This is a genomic window from Micromonospora sp. U21, assembly GCF_018070045.1.
Classification (GTDB): domain Bacteria; phylum Actinomycetota; class Actinomycetes; order Mycobacteriales; family Micromonosporaceae; genus Micromonospora.
This window is the reverse complement of sequence record NZ_JAGPYK010000005.1, coordinates 308,316-325,592: the sequence shown is the minus strand read 5'-3', so window position 1 is coordinate 325,592 and position 17,277 is coordinate 308,316. Positions and strand designations below refer to the sequence as shown.

At 75.5% G+C, this 17,277-nt stretch carries 9 protein-coding genes; all 9 read right to left on the bottom strand.

Annotated elements, in window-relative coordinates:
• Positions 1 to 14 precede the first annotated feature (14 nt).
• The 9 genes from KBX63_RS09470 to KBX63_RS09430 all read right to left on the bottom strand — a co-directional run bounded on the left by KBX63_RS09470 (position 15) and on the right by KBX63_RS09430 (position 17,235).
• Entirely contained in the window at positions 15 to 3,566 is a 3,552-nt protein-coding gene (locus KBX63_RS09470; RefSeq protein ID WP_210910595.1) for a non-ribosomal peptide synthetase, read from the bottom strand.
• Entirely contained in the window at positions 3,563 to 5,902 is a 2,340-nt protein-coding gene (locus tag KBX63_RS09465) for a lantibiotic dehydratase (RefSeq protein WP_210910594.1), read from the bottom strand. Before KBX63_RS09465 ends, KBX63_RS09470 begins: the two co-directional genes overlap by 4 nt.
• Positions 5,899 to 8,994, bottom strand: coding sequence for a thioesterase domain-containing protein (locus KBX63_RS09460; protein ID WP_210910593.1), 3,096 nt, complete (start codon positions 8,992 to 8,994; stop codon positions 5,899 to 5,901). The genes KBX63_RS09465 and KBX63_RS09460 overlap by 4 nt, the downstream gene beginning before the upstream one ends.
• The gene (locus KBX63_RS09455; protein WP_210910592.1) at positions 8,991 to 12,509 is read right to left on the bottom strand and encodes an AMP-binding protein; all 3,519 of its coding nucleotides are present in this window, start codon (positions 12,507 to 12,509) and stop codon (positions 8,991 to 8,993) included. The genes KBX63_RS09460 and KBX63_RS09455 overlap by 4 nt, the downstream gene beginning before the upstream one ends.
• Positions 12,510 to 12,936: 427 nt before the next feature.
• Entirely contained in the window at positions 12,937 to 13,524 is a 588-nt protein-coding gene (locus KBX63_RS09450) for a DUF2267 domain-containing protein (protein ID WP_307871660.1), read from the bottom strand.
• Between the two features lie 42 nt (positions 13,525 to 13,566).
• The gene (locus KBX63_RS09445; protein ID WP_210910591.1) at positions 13,567 to 13,965 is read right to left on the bottom strand and encodes an NUDIX domain-containing protein; all 399 of its coding nucleotides are present in this window, start codon (positions 13,963 to 13,965) and stop codon (positions 13,567 to 13,569) included.
• Between the two features lie 56 nt (positions 13,966 to 14,021).
• Positions 14,022 to 15,380 (bottom strand): hypothetical protein, encoded by a 1,359-nt coding sequence (locus KBX63_RS09440; protein WP_210910590.1) that lies wholly within the window; start codon positions 15,378 to 15,380, stop codon positions 14,022 to 14,024.
• A complete protein-coding gene (locus KBX63_RS09435; protein ID WP_210910589.1) occupies positions 15,377 to 16,198 on the bottom strand; it encodes a sugar phosphate isomerase/epimerase family protein in 822 nt (273 codons plus the stop codon). Before KBX63_RS09435 ends, KBX63_RS09440 begins: the two co-directional genes overlap by 4 nt.
• Entirely contained in the window at positions 16,195 to 17,235 is a 1,041-nt protein-coding gene (locus KBX63_RS09430) for a zinc-binding alcohol dehydrogenase (protein WP_210910588.1), read from the bottom strand. Before KBX63_RS09430 ends, KBX63_RS09435 begins: the two co-directional genes overlap by 4 nt.
• Between the last annotated feature and the right edge of the window lie 42 nt (positions 17,236 to 17,277).

Here is a 17,277-nt window from a genome sequence, read left to right as displayed (position 1 = left end):
CAGGCTGTCCTTCGTCACGCGGTGCCGCCGGGGCGGCGGGGAGGGATACGGCGGGTACGGCTGCGGCGGGCGGCGGCGCGCAGAGCGGCCCGCGCCAGCTCCGGGCGGTCGGCGGCCCCGTCGAGGCTGGCGGCGAGCGCACGGACGGTGGGGTGGCGGAACAGATCGAGCATCTTGATGGACCGGCCCGTGGCGGCGGTCAGCCGGGCGTGCACGGCGGCGAGCGCGAGGGAGTGCCCACCGATGTCGAAGAAGTTGTCGGTCACCCCGACCCGGTCACGCTCCAGCACCTCCCGCCAGATTCCCGCGATCAGCTCCTCGGTCTCCGTGAGCCCGTCCGGTCCGGCGGGAAGCAGCGCCGGCGGGTGGCCGGTCGGGTCGCCGCCGGCGACCGTCATCGCGCCGAGCTGCGGCACCCGCACGGTGGGCCGGGGCAGCGCGGCGGCCACCTCGCGGGCCGGCGTGTCCGGTGCGGCGGCCAACGCCCCCACCAGCTCGGCCAGGTCGGCGAGCAGGTCGTCGATGCGCGCGGCGTCGAACAGGTCCGGGTTGTAGACCACCTCGACGCCGGTGCGACCGTCGGACTGGACCACGTAGACGGTGACGTCGAAGGGTGAGCCCGGTTTGGGCACCGGCACCGGCTCGGCGGTCAGCCCGGTCAGCGTCAGCCGGGGCGGCGCGAAGTTGAGCACGTTGAACAGCACCTGCACCAGCGGCGCGCGGGCGGTGTCCCGGCCGTCGCCGAGCGCCTCGACGATGCGTTCCAGTGGCGCCCCAGGGTGGGCGGTGGCGTCGTGCAGCTCCCCGGCACACCGGTCGACCAGCTCGGCGAAGCTCGCCCCGCCGGTGCGGACCCGCACCGGCACCGTGTCGATGAAGAAGCCGATCACGTCGTCGAAGGCGGCCAGCCGCCGGTCGGCGACGATCGCGCCGAGCACGTGGTCGTCACCGCCGGTGAGCCGCGCGATCACCTCACCGAAGGCGGCCAGCAGCACCGCCGCCACGGTGGTGCCGCGCCGCTCGGCCAGCTCGCGGACCGCGCGGTCGGTGTCGGCGGGCAGCCGGGCGGCGGCCTCCGCACCGGCGTAGGTCTGCACCGCGGGCCGAGGTCGGTCCCGGGGCAGGTCCAGCACCGTCGGCACGCCGTCCAGGTGCGCCGTCCACCAGGCCAGATCGGCGGCGCCGCGCAGCCGGTCCCGTTCGGCCCGCCAGACCGCGTAGTCGGCGTAGCGGGCGGGCAGCTCCGGCAATCGTGGCGGCTCGCCGGCCACCGCCTGGGCGTACCCGGCCGCCAGGTCGTCGTAGCAGACCCGCTCGGACCAACCGTCGAAGACGGCGTGGTGCCAGGTGGCGGCCAGCACGTGCTCGGCCGGGCCGAGCCGGTAGACGGTCACCTGCCAGGGCGGCCCGGTGGCCAGGTCGAAGGGGTGCGCGGCGCCGGCGGCGAGCATCCGGGTCAGCTCCGCCTCCGGCTCGGCGCTGCCGGTCAGGTCGACCACCGGCACGGCCACGTCGGTCGGCTCGGCGCAGACCGCGTACGGCACGCCGGCGGTCTGCGGAATCCGCCAGCGCAGCACGTCGTGCCGCTCGGCGACGGCCCGCAGCGCCGCCCCGAGCGCGGCGGTGTCCAGCGGGCCACGCAACCGGTGCGCCACCGCGATGTTGTACGGCGCGCTGGACGGCGCGAGCTGGTCGACGAACCAGAGGCGACGCTGCGGCGGGGAGAGGGTGGGCGGGTTGCCGGTGCGCAGCCCGTCGCCGCCGCTCGGCGCGGCGGCCACCCGCTCGGCCAACCGGCCGAAGGTGCGCTGGGTGAACACCTCGCGGGTGTCGAGCTGCCGGCCCAGCTCGGCGCGGAGCGCGGCGACCAGGCGCATCGCCGCGATGGAGTTGCCGCCGGCGGCGAGGAAGTCCGTCGCCGGCTCGGGTGCCGCGCCGAGCAGCCGGGTCCAGATGCCGGCAACCGCCGCCGCCACGGACCCGTCCGGCGTGGCCGGCCCGTCTTCGGCGGCAGTGCCGGCGGGGGCGGTATCGGTGGGGGTGGTGGTGACGAGCGCGGCGGTGGCCAGCGCGCGCAGCGTCGGCCGGTCCAGCTTCCCGCTGACCGCGCTGACCGGCAGGGAGGCGCGGCGCAGCACCCGGGCCGGCAGCATCGCCGCGGTCAGCCGGCTGCCGGCGTACGCCCGCAGCCGGGTGTCGTCGGGCGCGTCCGCCGGGGTGAGGAACGCGACCAGCTCGACGCCGGCCGGGCCGGGAACCGCCTCGACCGCGACGCCGGTGACCCCGGGCAGGTCGGCGAGTACCGCCTCCACCTCGCCCAGCTCGATGCGCTGCCCACGGATCTTGACCTGTCGATCCGTGCGGCCCAGGTAGACGATCCGCCCGTCCGGGCCGTGCCGGACCAGGTCGCCGGTGCGGTACAACCGCTCGCCGGGCAGGCCGGAGAACGGGTCCGGGACGAACCGCTCGGCGGTCAACCCGGGCCGGCTCAGATAGCCGTCGGCCAGTCCGGGCCCTCCGATCAGCAGCTCACCGGTCTCCCCCGGCGGCACCGGGTCCAGCGCCGTGTCCACCACGTACGCCCGGTGGTTGGGCAGTGGTCGGCCGATCGGCACCGGGTCGGTCTCGGTGGCGCTCAACGGGCCGCTGACCGCCAGCACCGTCGTCTCGGTGGGGCCGTAGCCGTTGAGGAAGCGGCGGCCGGGCGCCCAGCGGGCGGCCAGCGCGGCCGGCACCGCCTCACCGCCGCACAGCACGGTGCGCCAGCCGGGCAGCTCGGCCGGGTCCAGCATGGCCAGCATGGTGGGCGTGATGAAGCCCCAGTTGACCTCGTGCACGGCGATGAACCGGGCCAGCCGGACCGGGTCGGCGCGATCCTCGGCGCCGAGCAGCTGCACCGTGCCGCCGAGCAGCAGCGGCACGAACAGGTCCATGGTCGCCGCGTCGAAGCCGAGCGAGGCGATGCCGAGGCTGCGTACGCCGGCGTCGGCGCCGGTGAGAGCGACGACGCCGCTGACGAACTCGACCACGTTGCGATGGCTGGTGAGCACGCCCTTGGGCCGACCGGTGGAGCCCGAGGTGAACAGCACGTACGCCGGATCGCCGGGGCGGGCCGGGCAGGGCGCGGGCGGAGCCGGGTCGGGCGGCCCGAGCGTCTCGATGCCTGGCGCGTCGCCGAACTCCGCCTCGGCGGCGTCGCCCACCACCAGGGACACGCCCGCGTCGGCGGCGATCCCGCGCAGCCGCCGACGCGGGCCGCCCGGCTCCAGCGGCACGTAGCAGCCGCCGGCCAGCAACACCCCCAGCACGGTGGCGACCAGATCCGGCCGGCGGCTGCCGCACACCCCGACCCGGCTCTGCCGGTCGACGCCCCGGACGCGCAGCGCGGCGGCCACCCCGGCGGCCCGGGCCACCAGCTCGGCGTAGCTGAGCCGGCTGTCCCACTGGCGCACCGCCACCGCGTCCGGGGTGCGGGTGGCCTGCGCGACCACCAGCTCGGCGAGCGTCGCGTCCGGCCAGGGCAGCGGTTCTCCCCGTACGGCGCTGATGGACAGGATGTCGGTCACCCGTTCCCCCCGGGGTAGCTGCTCGGATCGGTGACTTGCAGGCGCAGCTCACTGACGTGGCCGCGGCCTCGCGCATCCGTCACCCAGCTCTCGCTCGGTGCCGGCAACAGCTCGGTGACGATGACCCCGACGTCCGGCCCGGTACGGGCGGCGGCGTCCACCATCGCGCACAGCGACTGGGCGTACAGCGGGCCGGTCAGGTCGACGTAGCAGGGCTTGACCTCGGTGCCGACCTTCACGAACACCCGCTCGGGCAGGCCGAGCCGCGCCCGCCACATGCGCACCGCGAGGAACCGCTCGGCCTCTCCGGTCACCCCGACCAGGCCGCTGTCCGCGACGGTGGTCCGCCACGTCCGCCGGGCCACGACCAGCCGGTCGATGGTGATCCTGGGCGTGTGCGGCGCCGGGTCCAGCAGCTTGAAGGCGTCCACCAGCAGCGAGCCGAGCAGGTTGGCGAAGACCTCCACCAGCGGCCACCGGCTGCCGTCGGGCAGCACCGCCACCAGCCGGTCGCCGGCCGGCACCACCCGCACCTCGGTCGCCGGGACCAGCCGGTCCACCTCGCCGCCCCGGGCGGTGTCGATGCCGAGCTGTCGGTCAGCGGGGCCGGTCAGCCCGTACGTGGTGCGGGTGGTGACCCGCGGGAAGCCCTCCGGGTAGAGCACCCGTAGTCGGGCCGGGCCCAGGTCGGCGTCCAGTCCGGCGCGCAGCGCCGCCGGGTCGGGGTGGAACGGCACGAACACCGCGCTGTCGAAGGTGGCGTTGGCCGGGTGCAGCTCGCCGAGCACGAGGAGGAACTCGCCCCGGTTCAGCGCGGCCAGGTCGACGGCGCTGATCTGCACGTCCGGGCTGTGGATCCGGGCCGACGGCCAGCCCGGCGCTTCCGCCGGGAACACCCGCCGGGCCCGCTCGGCCAGTTCCGTGCCGCGCAGCCGCAGCTCGGGCTGCCCGGGCGGCAGCGCGGCCAGGTCGAACAGCTCGGCCCAGCGGGCGGTGAAACCGGCCCCGGCGGCGGCCAGCGGCCCGTCCGGGGCGACCAGCAGCCCCTGGGCCAGCGACCAGACGTCGGCCAGCCGCACCGGCCCGTCGGCGCGCAGCTCCTCGAACAACTCGGCGAGGAGCCGCTCGCAGGCGGCGCCGATCTCGGCGGTCAGCCATCGCGCGGCCTGGAGCAGCACGGCCAGCGGCGCGGCGAGGGAGTCGAGCACCGCCGCGCCGAGGGTGACCGTGAGGTCGCGAGCGGTCTCCTCGTAGACGATGGTGCGGCCGACGTACATCTCACCGGCCTGCCGGGTGGCGGGCCGGCCGGTGACCGCGGTGAACTCCGCGTTCAGCGCGGCCAGCGCGGCACCCAGCCGGACCGGGTCGCCGGCCGCCGCGGCGACCTCGTCGCGGGCCGCGCAGAGCCGGTCGAAGCCGGCGGTCACCTCAGCGCGCAGCGCCGGGTCGTCGATCGCGGCCAGCCGATCGCGCAGCACCTGCTCGGCCCGGGGGCTGATCGGCAGGCCGGCGTCCCAGGTCAGCAGGCGACGCTCGACCAGCCGGTCGAGCAGCAGCAACCCATCGTCGGCGGTACGCAGGCCGGCGTCGCCGTCGGCGTGCACCCGCTCGACCAGCCGCAGGGCCGGCGTGCGCCCGTCGCAGCGGGCCAGCAACCGCGCCTCCGGCACGGACAGCTCCACCGGCGGGTGCAGCGGCCGGTGCAGCAGCCGACCCACCACGCTCAGGTGCGGCGGCAACATCGGCGCCCACCAGCGGCGTACGGCCGGGTCGTCGGCGAGCCGGTCGGCGTACGCGATCAGCGCCCACGCCTCGAAGTGCACCTCCCGCCTCGACAGCGGCGTCAGCCCCGGCCCCGGCCGCAGCCGGGTGGACGGGTCGGCGGGGTCGAGGGCGCCCCAGCAGACCGGGCCGAAGAAGCCGATCGTCTCGGCCTTGCCGCAGTAGCGCTGCCAGTAGCGCAGCAGGCTCAGCTCACGCTTGCGCCGACGGACGTTGCGGACCGCGGCGTCGGTACGCAGCAGCCCGTCCAGGGCGATCAGCATCTCCGGGTTCTGCCAGGTGACCGCCTCGCGCAGCAGCGGGTCGGCGGCGATCCGGCCGGCGGTGGCCGACGCGTCGGCGAGGGTCTCGGCGAACGCCTTGTCGAACAGCTCGGCTGCCCCACCGTCGGCGGCCGGCCCCGCGTCGACGGCGGCCAGCAGCGCGTCCGCGGCCTCGGCGGCGTCCGGGGCGGCGAAGTCGGCCAGGCCGTCGGCCGGGAAACCGGCGGTGCGCAGCACCACGTCGCGCCACACCGACCAGCCGGTCGCGCCCAGTGGCAGCAGGTGGGTCATCGGACCGGCTCCGACTCGTCGGTGTCCACGATGTGCAGCCGCAGTTCGCTGAAGTAGCGCCGGCCGGCCGCGTCGGGCACCCAGGCGTCCTGCGCGGTGGGCAGCATCTCGCTGACCACCAACGTCGTGTCGTCGCCGCCGTCCCGCTGTGCCGCCCGGACCATCGCGCAGAACATGTTGGCGAAGGCCGGGCTGCTCAGGTCCACGAAGCACGGCTTGGTCTCGGTGCCGAGTTTGACGTACACCTGTTCCGGCAGGCCCAGCCGGCGCCGCCAGTCCCGCACGCCCAGGAAGCGCGCCCGCTCCCCCGTCACCCCGCCGAGGCCGCTCGCGCCGACGGTGGTGCGCCACGTCCTGCGGGCCACCACCAGCCGGTCAAGCGTGATCCGCGGGGTGTACGGCGCGGCCGCGACCAGCTTGAACCCGTCCACGGCGTGCGCGCTGAGCAGGCCGGCGAAGACCTCGGTCAGCGGCCAACGCCGCCCGTCGGCGGCGACGACCACCAGCCGGCCGTCCTCGTCCCGCACGGTCAGCGCCACGGTGGGCAGCACCCGGTCCGGTTCGGCGGTGGGCGCGGGCGCGAACGCCAACTGCCGGTCGGTCGAGCCGATCAGCGCCTCGGCGACCCGGCTGGTACGTCGCGGCCAGTCGGTGGGGAAGAGCAGCCGGATCCGGTCCGGGCCGAGATCGGCCTCCAGCGCGGCGCGCAGCCGCTCGACGTCCGGATGCGACGGGGTGAACGCCTGGCAGTCGAACGACGACCAGGCGGCGTGCAGCTCGCCGAGCACGACGGTGTAGTCACCGCGCGCCAGCGCGTCCGTGTCGGCGGCGCAGATCTGCAGGTCGGGACTGTGCAGCCGGGCGTTGGACCAGCCCGGGCGGACGGCCGGGAAGACCTCGTCGACCCGGGCGGCCAGGTCCGCCACGTCGAGGCGCACGTCCGCGCTGCCCGCCGGCAGGTCGTTCAGCCCGAACAGCCCGGCCCAGCGGGCGGCGAACTCGGTGGCCACCGCGTCGACCGGTCGCGGCCCGCTGCCCCAGAAGAGTCCCTGCGCCAGGAACCACAGGTCGGACAGGGCCACCGGGGCGTCGCCGGCCTCGGCGCGCAGCTCGTCGTACAGATCCCGGAACGCCACCCCGTACGCCTCGTCCAGCGCACCGGTCAGCCAGCGGGCGGCGCGCAGCAACACGGCCAGCGGCGCGGCGACATCGTCCAGCAGCGGCGCGCCGAAGACCACGTCCAGGTCCCGGCTGGTGTCCTCGTAGCAGAGCGTCCGACCGGCGTACATCTCGCCGGCCCGGCGCCGCGCCGGCTGCCCGGTGAGGTCGGTGAACGTCTCGTCGAGCGCGTCCAGCGCGGCACGCAGCCGGTCCGGGTCGCCGGCCGCGGCGGCGACCGCGTTCCGGGCGGCGCACAGCCGGTCGAAGCCGGCCTGCGCGGCGGTCCGGGCTGGGTCGTCGCCGATCTCCGTGATCCGTTGCCGCAGCACGTCCTCGGCGGCGGGGCTCACCGGCAGCGCGGCGTCCCAGGTGGCCAGCTCCCGCTCCACCAGCCGGTCGAGCAGCGCGTACCCGTCCTTCGGGCGGCGCAGCCCGATGCCCGGGTCGGTGACCAGGTCACACGCCGGGCGACGACCGTCGGCCGCGGCGAGCAGCGCCGCCTCGACCGGCGACAGTGCCACCGGCGGCCGGCCCGGTCGGCGCACCTCCCGGCCGGCGAGGCTCAGCTGTGGTGCGAGCCGGGGCGGCCACCACCGGCGCACCGCCACGTCCGCACCGATCCGCCGCGCGTACGCGGTCAACGGCCACGACTCGAACCACACCCAGCGGCGGCGGGTCAGCGCCGCACCCGGGCGCACCTCGGCGGCGACCGGCAGCTCCGGGTCGAGAGTGACCCAGCAGCTCGGGCCGAAGAAGCCAACGGTCTCGTTCTTGCCGCAGTAGCGCTGCCAGTACTTGAGCACGGCGCGTTCCCGGTCGCGGCGGCGAACGTTGCGGGGGGCGTCCGGGCCGCCGCGGACCAGACCGTCGAGGGCGACCAGCGCGCCACGGTTCTGCCAGGTGACCGCCTCGCGCAGCAGCGGGTCGGCGGCCAGCTCGACGAGCCGCCCGCCACCGGCGGACACCGCCTCGGCGAACTCCTTGTCGAACAGCTCGGCGCCGGCGCCGGTGACCAGCAGTTCGTCGGCCGCCGCGGCGGCCTGCGGGGCGGACAGCAGCATCAGCCCGTCGGCCGGAAAGCCGGTGCCGCGCAGGATCGCGTCCCGCCACACCGACCAGCCGCTGTCGCCCAGTGGCACCCGGTGCCCGAAGGCCGGCCCCGCCGCGCCGCTGGCGGAAACGGCCCGGTCCCGAGCGTCGGTGAGCGCGGAGGTCAGGTCGGTGCGGATCGCGGCGGCCAGCTCGGGCAGCGCGTCGTGCAGGAAGAAGTGCCCGCCGTCCAGCTCGTGCAGGGTGAAACCGGCGGTGGTGTGCTCGCGCCACGCGGCGCTCTGCTCGCGGGTCACCGCCCGGTCGGCACGGCCGCTGAACGCCACGATCGGCACCGGCAGGGGCTCCTCGGGCCGGTACCGGTAGCCGTCCACCCGCTCGAAGTCGGCGCGCAGCAGCGGCAGCAGCAGCTCGACCAGCTCGGGGTGCTCCAGCACGCCGGTGGGCAGACCGCCGCCGGCCCGCAGCCGGCGCAGCAGCTCCTCGTCGTCCACGCGGGACAACCCGTCGAAGGCGCTGGGCGCGGTGACATGTGGCGCGCGGGCACCGCCGACGTAGAGCCGCAGGGGCAGCGGGAGACCGGCGCGGCGCAGCTCGCGGGCCACCTCGAAGCCGAGACGCCCGCCCATCGAGTGGCCGTAGAGGGCGTACGGGCGGTCGGCCCGCTCCGCGATGGCGGTGGCCACGTCGGTCACCCGGAACCGCGGGTCCTCGCTGATCCGGTTCTCCCGGCCGGGTAGCTGCACCGGCAGCACCTCGACGTCCGGGCCAAACCGGGCCGGGAAGTGGCGGAACGCGCTCGCGCCGGCGCCAGCGTAGGGCAGGCAGAACAACTGCACCGGTGCCGGATCACGGCTGCCGGCGGAGAGGAACCAGGTCACCGCACGCCTTTCTGAGGGGGGTCGATCCAGTACCGCTGCCGCTGGAAGGGGTAGGTGGGCAGCGAGGTGCGTCGGACGGTGCCGGCCGGGTGCAGGGCCGTCCAGTCCAGGGCCTGACCGGCCACCCAGCCGGCGGCCAGCTCGCGCAGCGCACCGGCCGGGCCGGCCACCCGGGCGTCGGTGGCCAGCAGCTCGTCCAGCGCGGCGACCGCGCCAGCCAGTTCGGTGGCGGTGACGGCGGCCCGGCAGCCGAACTCGCGCCGGCCCAACGCCAGCGTCGCGGCGACCTCGGCGAGCGCCGGGGCGCTGCCGGCCAGGTGCCGACGCAGCCGGGTCAGCGCCGCCCGCAGCGCCACCGGGGTACGCGCCGAGACCGGCAGCACCTGCGCCGCGGCCGGGTCCCCGTCGACCGGCTCGGCCGGGGGCGGCTGCTCCACCACGACGTGCGCGTTGGTGCCGCCCAGCCCGAACGAGCTGACCCCGGCGACCCGGCGCGGCGCGTCCGGCCAGTCCCGCACCTTGGTAGGTACGTAGAACGGGCCGGCGGACAGGTCGATCTCCGGGTGCGGGCGGGTGAAGTGCAGGTTCGGCGGGATGATGCCGTGCTGCACGGCGAGCACCGCCTTGATCAGCCCGGCGATGCCGGCCGCGGCGTCGAGGTGACCGATGGTGGTCTTCACCGAGCCGAGCGCGCAGGTCTCGGCCGGGGCGGCGCCCTCGTACACCTCGTGCAGCGCGGCCACCTCGATGGCGTCGCCGAGCGGTGTGCCGCTTCCGTGTGTCTCGATGAAGCGGACCTCACCGGGGTCGACCTCGGCGGCGGCGAGCGCACCGGCCACCGCGGCGGCCTGCCCTGCCGGGCCGGGGACGGCGTAGCCGGCCCGCTGGGCGCCGTCGTTGGTCACCGCCCAGCCGGGCAGGATCGCGAGGACCCGGTCTCCGTCGGCCTGCGCGTCGGCGAGCCGGCGCAGGGCCACCACCCCGACGCCGGAACCGAACCCGGCGCCCTGGGCGGCCTCGTCGAAGGCGCGGCAGCGGCCGTCCGGGGAGGCCAGGCCGCCGGGGGTGTGCCGGTGCCGGGGCCAGGTCACGCTCACCCCGCCGGCCAGCGCGAGGTCGCACTGGTAGTCGGCGAGGCTCTGCGCGGCGAGGCAGACCGCCACCAGCGAGCTGGAGCAGGCGCTCTGCACCGCCACCGCCGGGCCGGTCAGCCCCAGCCGGTACGCGACCTGGCCGGGCAGGTGGTCGGTGAGCTGCCGGCCGACCAGCCGGGCCTCCCAGTCGTCCGGGTCGACGTCGCCGACCACGGTCGGGTTGTCCATCAGGTGGAACAGGAAGTAGCGGTTGACGGAAGTGGCGCCGTACACGCCGACCAGACCGGGGAACCGGGCCGGGTCGTGACCCGCGTCCTCCAGCGCCTCCCACGCGGTCTCCAGGAACAGCCGGTGCTGCGGGTCGGTGCGGGCGGCCTCCCGGTCGCCGAAGGCGAAGAACTCCGCGTCGAAGTCGGCGACCCCGTCGAGCCGGCCGGTGGCCTTGACGTGCCGCGGGTCGGCGCGCAGCCCCGGGCCGACGCCCAGGGCGGCCAGCTCCTCGTCGCTGTGGTCGTGGATGGCGTCCACCCCGGCGCACAGGTTCCACCAGAAGGTGGCGACGTCCGGCGCGCCGGGAAACCGGCCGGCGAGGCCGACCACGGCGATCTCGTCGCCGGTGTGGTCGCGCACGCCGACCGGCGCGGCGGACGGGCCGGCGGCGGCTGGCGGCACGGTGGGCATGGTCGGCGCCGCGGCAACCAGCGACGGGGCCGGCGGGCTCGCCGGTGCCGGCGGGTCGACCAACCGGGCCTGGGCGGCGACGGTCGGGTGATCGAAGAGCCGTAGCAGCGGCACCGCCACACCGAACCGTTCGGCCAGCCGCTGCTGCACCTGGCCGAGCAGCAGGGACTGCCCGCCGACGTCGAAGAAGCTGTCGGTGCGACCGACCTCGTCCCGGCCGAGCACGGCGCACCAGATGTCGTGCACGACCCGCTCGGTCGGGGTGGCGGGCCCGTCCCCGAGCGGCACCGCCCGCGCCGGGTCCGGCAGCGCCCGCTCGTCGACCTTGCCGCTGGCGGTCAGCGGGAACTCGGCGACCGGCACGACGGCGCGGGGCAACACGTACTCGGGCAGTTGCCGGGCCAGGGCGGCCCGCAGCGCCGCCGGGTCCACCGGCGGCCCGGCCGGCCGGACGTACGCCAGCAGCTCGCCGTCGCGGGCGATGGCACGCACCTCGGCGATGCCGGGCTCGGCGGCGAGCACGGACTCGATCTCGGTCAGCTCGACCCGGAACCCGCGCACCTTGACCTGCCGGTCCAGCCGGCCGAGGCAGCGCAGCTCGCCGGTGGGCAGCAGCTCGCCCAGGTCACCGGTGCGGTACGCCGGCACGCCGTCGGGGTCGTGGCCGAACCGGTCGCTGGTCTGGTCGAGGTATCCGGGGGCGAGGTGCCGGCTGCGCACGACGATCTCGCCGTCCGGCGCCAGCCGCAGCGCGTACCCGGGCAGGGCGGTGCCGATCGGCAGCGGGCCGGTGGCCGCCGGGTCGATGTCGGCCAGCGGCAGCGCGTACCCGGCGGCGAAGGTCATCTCGGTGGCCCCGTAGCCGTTGACCAGGACGCAGCCGGGGGCGAAGCGGCCTCGGGCGCGGGCTGCGTCGGCGTAGCTGGCCTGTTCGCCGCCGAGCAGCACCACCCGGACCCGGTCCAGCCGCTCGACGCCCGCGGTGTCCAGCAGGTACCGGTAGACCGTCGGGGTGGAGTGGTAGACGGTGACGCCGTGGCGGTCCAACTGCTCGACGGCGTACGCCAGCCCGTGCCGGCGCAGGTCGACCGGGACGACGGTGGCGCCGGTGAGCAGCGCCGGGTACAGGTCGGGGATGGCCGCGTCGAAGCTGAACGAGGCGAGCAGGCTCAGCCGGTCGTCCGGCCGCAGGTCGAGAAGGGCGATCTGGTTGTCCACCACGTGCGTCAGGTTGCGGTGGCTCTGCCCGACCGCCTTGGGCCGCCCGGTGGAGCCGGAGGTGAACAGCACGTACGCGAGCGCGTCGGAGGCGACCGGCGCCGGCCGCAGCGGCGCGGGCCGCACGTCGACGGCCGGAACGACCCGCAGGCCGGGCCGGTCGGCGGCGAGCCGACGGGCCAGCTCGGTGTGCTCGCCACCGCAGAGCAGGACGGTGACGTCGGCGGCGTCGAGCAGGTGGCGCAGTCGCTGCTCCGGGAAACCGGGGTCGAGCGGCACGTAGGTGGCGCCCGCGGCGAGTGTGCCGAGGATGGCGGCGATGGTGCCGGCGCCGTGGGCGGTCAGCAGGCCGACCCGGTCACCGGGTCGGACGCCGGCCGCGCCCAGCAGGTCGGCGTGCCCTCCGGCCAGGCCGGCGAGGGTGGCGTAGTCGAGCGGGCCGGTGTCGCCGAGTACGGCGAGATGGTTGGGACGAGCGGCGGCGGCATCGCCGAAGCGATGGATCAGCGTCGAGGTTTCCATTTCAGGACGCGTACACCGATCCACAACAGACAGGCGCGCGGCAAACGACAATCGCGATCATGATCCCCCCCAGGACTTCACAATGGAAGGAGCATAGGGTTCTATGACTGTCGAGAAAGATCATCGATTAGAGTCGAGCCAAAGGGTCGACTCGGGGCTCGGACGAGGGACGGAGAATATCGTCCGATCATCCCCCTGGCGCAACGGCGAATTTTCGCCTAACACGATTACCGACGGCCAATTTTGCGGCACGTTGTTCCTTGCGCGGTGGAATTTCCCGATCGGCGACAATGGAGTCGCGTGCTCGACAGACCACTCGTCGGATGATCGACACCAGTTCCGGGGGCTTGGCGGCATTCGAATGTCAGGGATACCGCAATTTCTGCGACCTGGAGTGGATCTCACCGAAACGCACGTGTGCGGCGGATTAGTGCCCGTACGGATCGGGTGCGGCCGGCGCGACCTCGCCGTCGTCGTCGCGCGGCAACCGCGCCACCATCTCCCGGAACTCCCGCACGGTCACCGCCTCGCGCAGGGTCGCGAAGACCGCGCCGGTGCCGGTCCGGGCGGTGGCCTGGTCCACCCCGGCGCGCTCACCCACCCGGCGAAGGAACTCCACCGGCCCGCCGTCCGGCGCCGGCGGGGCCGCAGCCGTGCCGCCGATGTCCAGGCCCACGCCGGTGTCCAGCCCGCCCACGGCGCTGTCCGGCCCGGCCACGCCGGCATCCAGCCCGGCCACGCCGCTCTCCGGGCCGCCCACGCCGCTGTCCAGCCCACCCACGGCGCTGTCCGGGCCGGCGGCCGCGGCCGGCGGGGCCGGGTCGGTCAGGTAGCCGTCGAGGTCGTCCGGGAGGTGCCCTGCGAGGGGGTCCGGCGGGCTGCCGGTCACCCGTTCGGCCATCGTCTGGAGCACCGCGCGGGCGACGGCGGCGGCCTGCTCGGTCGGCAGGCCGGACCGGCGGGACACCGCGTCGATGAAGTGTGGGAACTGCCCGCCGCCCGCCCTGTCGGTCACGCCCGGGCGCTTACCCCGGGCGGGTGCCGGCAAACTGCGCCGTCAGCGCAGCAGCTCGGCCGCCAACAGATGGTCGAAGATGACCTGGTCGACCGGGGAGGTGCGGTGCCGGTCGGCGTACCCCAGCCAGGCCAGCTCGGCAATCTCGTTGGCCGGCCTCAGCTCGCCGTCGTGCTCGGCGCGGTAGCAGGTCATGCGTACCGTCGTGCCGGTGGCGTGGCCATGCGCCTGGGCGGTGAAAGTGCCGACGTGCACGGCGCCGGCGACGTCCACCGCGACGCTCAACTCCTCGGCGACCTCCCGGCGCAGCGTGTCCAGGTCGGTCTCCCCCGGCTCACGCTTGCCGCCCGGCAGATACCAGACGTCCTTGCCTCGGGAGCGGGTGCTCAGCACCCGCCCGTCCTCGATGAGGATCCAGGCCACCTTGTCGATCTCGGGCACGATGCTCCTTGCCGTCCGTGGGAAGAGGACACGGTACGCCGACGCACCGGGCGTGCTCAGCCCGGCGCGGTCCCAACGTCCTCGGCCAACAGGTCGAGCAGCAGCGCGGCGGTCCAACTGAACGCCGGCGAGCCCAACCCTGCGCCGGTGTCCGGATGGAAATACTCGTGGCATCCGGCCCCGGCGACCAGGCCGATCATGGACCGGCGCAGCCCGGCCGCCAGCTCCGGGTGCCCGTGCGCGAGCAGCCCGCGCCGCACCAGCCAGCCGACGTTCAGCCAGCTCGGCCCGCGCCAGTACCGCAACGGCTCGAAGTCCGGAGCGGTCCGGTCGTGGCTGGGCAGCGGGCGCTCCATTCGCGGCGCCACCCCGAAGCGCGCCGACCGGGCCTCCACGACCAGCGCGTCGGCCTGCCGGGCCGGCAGGCCGGGCAGGATCAGCGGCGCCAGCCCGAGCACGGTGCGCGCCGGAACCAGCCGGTCGGTGCGCAGGTCACGGGGGGCGAACGTGCCGGTGGCCGGGTCGAACAACCGGCGCACCAGGGCCTCGGTAATCCGGGTCGCGCGGGCCCGGTGCGGCCCCGGGTCGACGCCGACCAGCGCGGCGATCTCGGCCAGCGCGTGTTCGGCCGCCCCGAACGCCGCGTTGAACAGCGGGCACTCCACCAGGAACGGGTGGCCCTCGGCGAGGCCATGGTCGGAGTAGCCGCGGTCCCGGTAGGCGGCGACGATCGCCAGGTAACGCGCGTAGTCCAGGTCCGTGGGGCGGTGCGCGGCGTCGGCGTGCGCGGTGTCGTGCCGGCGGTACGCGCGCATCACCGTTGCCTCGGCCGGCACCGCGGCCATCGGCTCGTCCCAGGCCGGGCTGTTGTCCAGGCCGGACTCCCAGGGGTGCACGATGCAGGCCAACCCGTCCCCGGTCAGGTCCCGCCGCTGGGCCAGGTAGCGCTGCTGGGCCACCAGCGCGGGATAGAGACGGCGCAGCGCGGCCAGGCCGGCCGGATCGGGCGCCCGCCGGTACGCGAGCCACGCGGCGAGGGCGTGTACCGGCGGCTGGACCAGGCCGGAGGTGTCGACGGCCGGCGTCCCCTCGGCAGTCGCCGACCGCCACAGCTCCGGCCCCGGGAAGTACGCGCCGACCCGTAGCGCCGGGTTGAACACGATGTGCGGCACCCGCCCGTCGGCCCACTGCGCCCGGAACAGGCTCGCCAGTTCCCGCCAGGCCCGCTCGGGACGGACCCGGGCCAGCCCGATGGCGATGAACGCGGAGTCCCAGCTCCACTGGTGCGGGTAGAGCGTGCGCGAGGGCACGGTGTGGTCGTGCTCCCAGTTGGCGTCGAGGGTGGCGACCGCGAGCCGGCGCAGCCCGGCGAGGTCGGACGGCCCGCCGGTGCGGGCCGGGGCGCCAGCGGTCATGCCGCGGCCCGCCGGGGCAGCGCGTGCCGCAGCACCGTGGCGGCCTGCTGGAGGGCGCGGACGGGGTCCCCGCGTAGCCGGCACTCCAGCGCCAGCCAGCCCCGGTAGTCCAGCTCCAGCAGGGTCCGCACCAGCGCCGGCCAGTTCAGGTGCCCGGCGCCGGGTTGGTACCGGTTGGAGTCGCTGACCTGCACGTGACCGAGGTACGGCGCGGCGGCGCGCAGCGCCCGGTGCACGTCGTCCTCCTCGATGTTCATGTGGAAGGTGTCGGCGACCACCCGCACGGAGGGGAGCCCGACCGCCGCGCAGAGCGCGACCGCCTCGTCGAGCCGGTTGACCATGTGGTCCTCGTACCGGTTGAGGGGTTCCAGGAACAGGGTGACCCCCTCGGCCCGGGCGTGCCCGCCCAGCTCGCCGAGGGCGTCGAGGAGCACCTGCCGGTCGCCGGTCGGCGGGCGCGGCGGCACGAACGGCGGCAGCCGCCGGGAGAACATCCCCCAGGACGCCGGTGTCATCGCCCCGACGCCGCCCAGCTCGGCGATGACCGAGAGCTGGGAGCGCAGGTTGCGCACCGCGTCGGCGGACCGGGCCGGGTCGAAGTCGCCGATGAAGTGGTCCATCTCGACGCAGACGGTGGGCATCACCACCCCGGCGGCGCGGGCCCGGTGCAGCTCGGGCAGCCGGCGGGCGAGAGCGAGGTCGCCGCGTCCGCGCAGCTCGATGCCCTGGTAGCCGAGGGCCGTGGCGAGGGCGTACTTCTGGATCAGGTCGGTGCCCGGCAGGAGCTGTTCCTGACAGGCCAGCGCGATGGTGGTCATGAGAACCTCAACACCACTTGGAGGACGTCACCGGCGCCGCGGTCGAGCAGCGCGAGGGCGTCGGCGACGGCGCTGGCGTCGACGATGTGGCTGACCAGCGGCAACGGGTCGACGCTGTGCTCAGCCACCAGCTCCATGAAGGTCTGTGTCACCCGGTCGCCGGTCCACCGGCCGGCCATGCTCGGCGCGGGGGTGGGGCCGGAGACCTGGGCGGCCACCAACTGGATGCGGTTGTGGTGGAACTCCTCGCCGAGGCCGAGCCCGTCGGCCTGGCCCTGGTAGAAGCCGGCGGCCACGACCCGGCCGGCGTGTGCGGTGGACCGGATCGCCTCGTGCAGCGCCGGGTACGCCCCGGACAACTCCAGGCAGACGTCCGCGCCCCGGCCGCCGGTGGCATGGCGCAGCACGGCGGCGGCGGACTCGGCGCCGGCGTCCACTGTCGAACGGGCACCGTAGCGGGCGGCGTGCTCCAGACGGTCGGGCACCCGGTCGATCGCCACCACCCGGGCGCCGGAGAGCACCGCGAGCCGGGTGGCGAGCAGCCCGATGACGCCCTGCCCGAAGACACCGACCCAGTCGCCGAGGTGCAGGTCGCCGGCGAGCACGGCGGTCAGCGCGATGGCGCCCGGCCGGGCGAAGACCGCGGCGAGCGGGTCCAGGCCGGCGGGCAGAGGGCGGACCGCCCCGGCGGGCAGCACCGCCTCGGCGCGGTGCCCCCAGATGCCCCAGACCAGCTGCCCCGGGTGCCGGTCGGTGACCTCCGGGGCCACCTCGACGACCTCGCCAACCTCCTCGTACCCGAAGCCGATCAGCGGGTAGGGCACCGGGGTCTGCCGAGGCACGAACATCCGGGCGGCGTCGTCCCAGTCCTTGCTGAGTCGTGGATTGCTGCCCCGGTAGAGGGTGAGCTCAGTGCCGGCCGAGATGCCGGAGTAGCAGGTGCGGACCCGGACCTGGCCGGGACCGAGCGGATCCGGTGGGCAGGGCTCGAGGCTGATCCGTCGGGGCCCGGCGAGTGAGACAACCCAGTTGACCATGAGTCACATCCCGGTAGCACTGGGCCCCAGGATAGCAAAAAA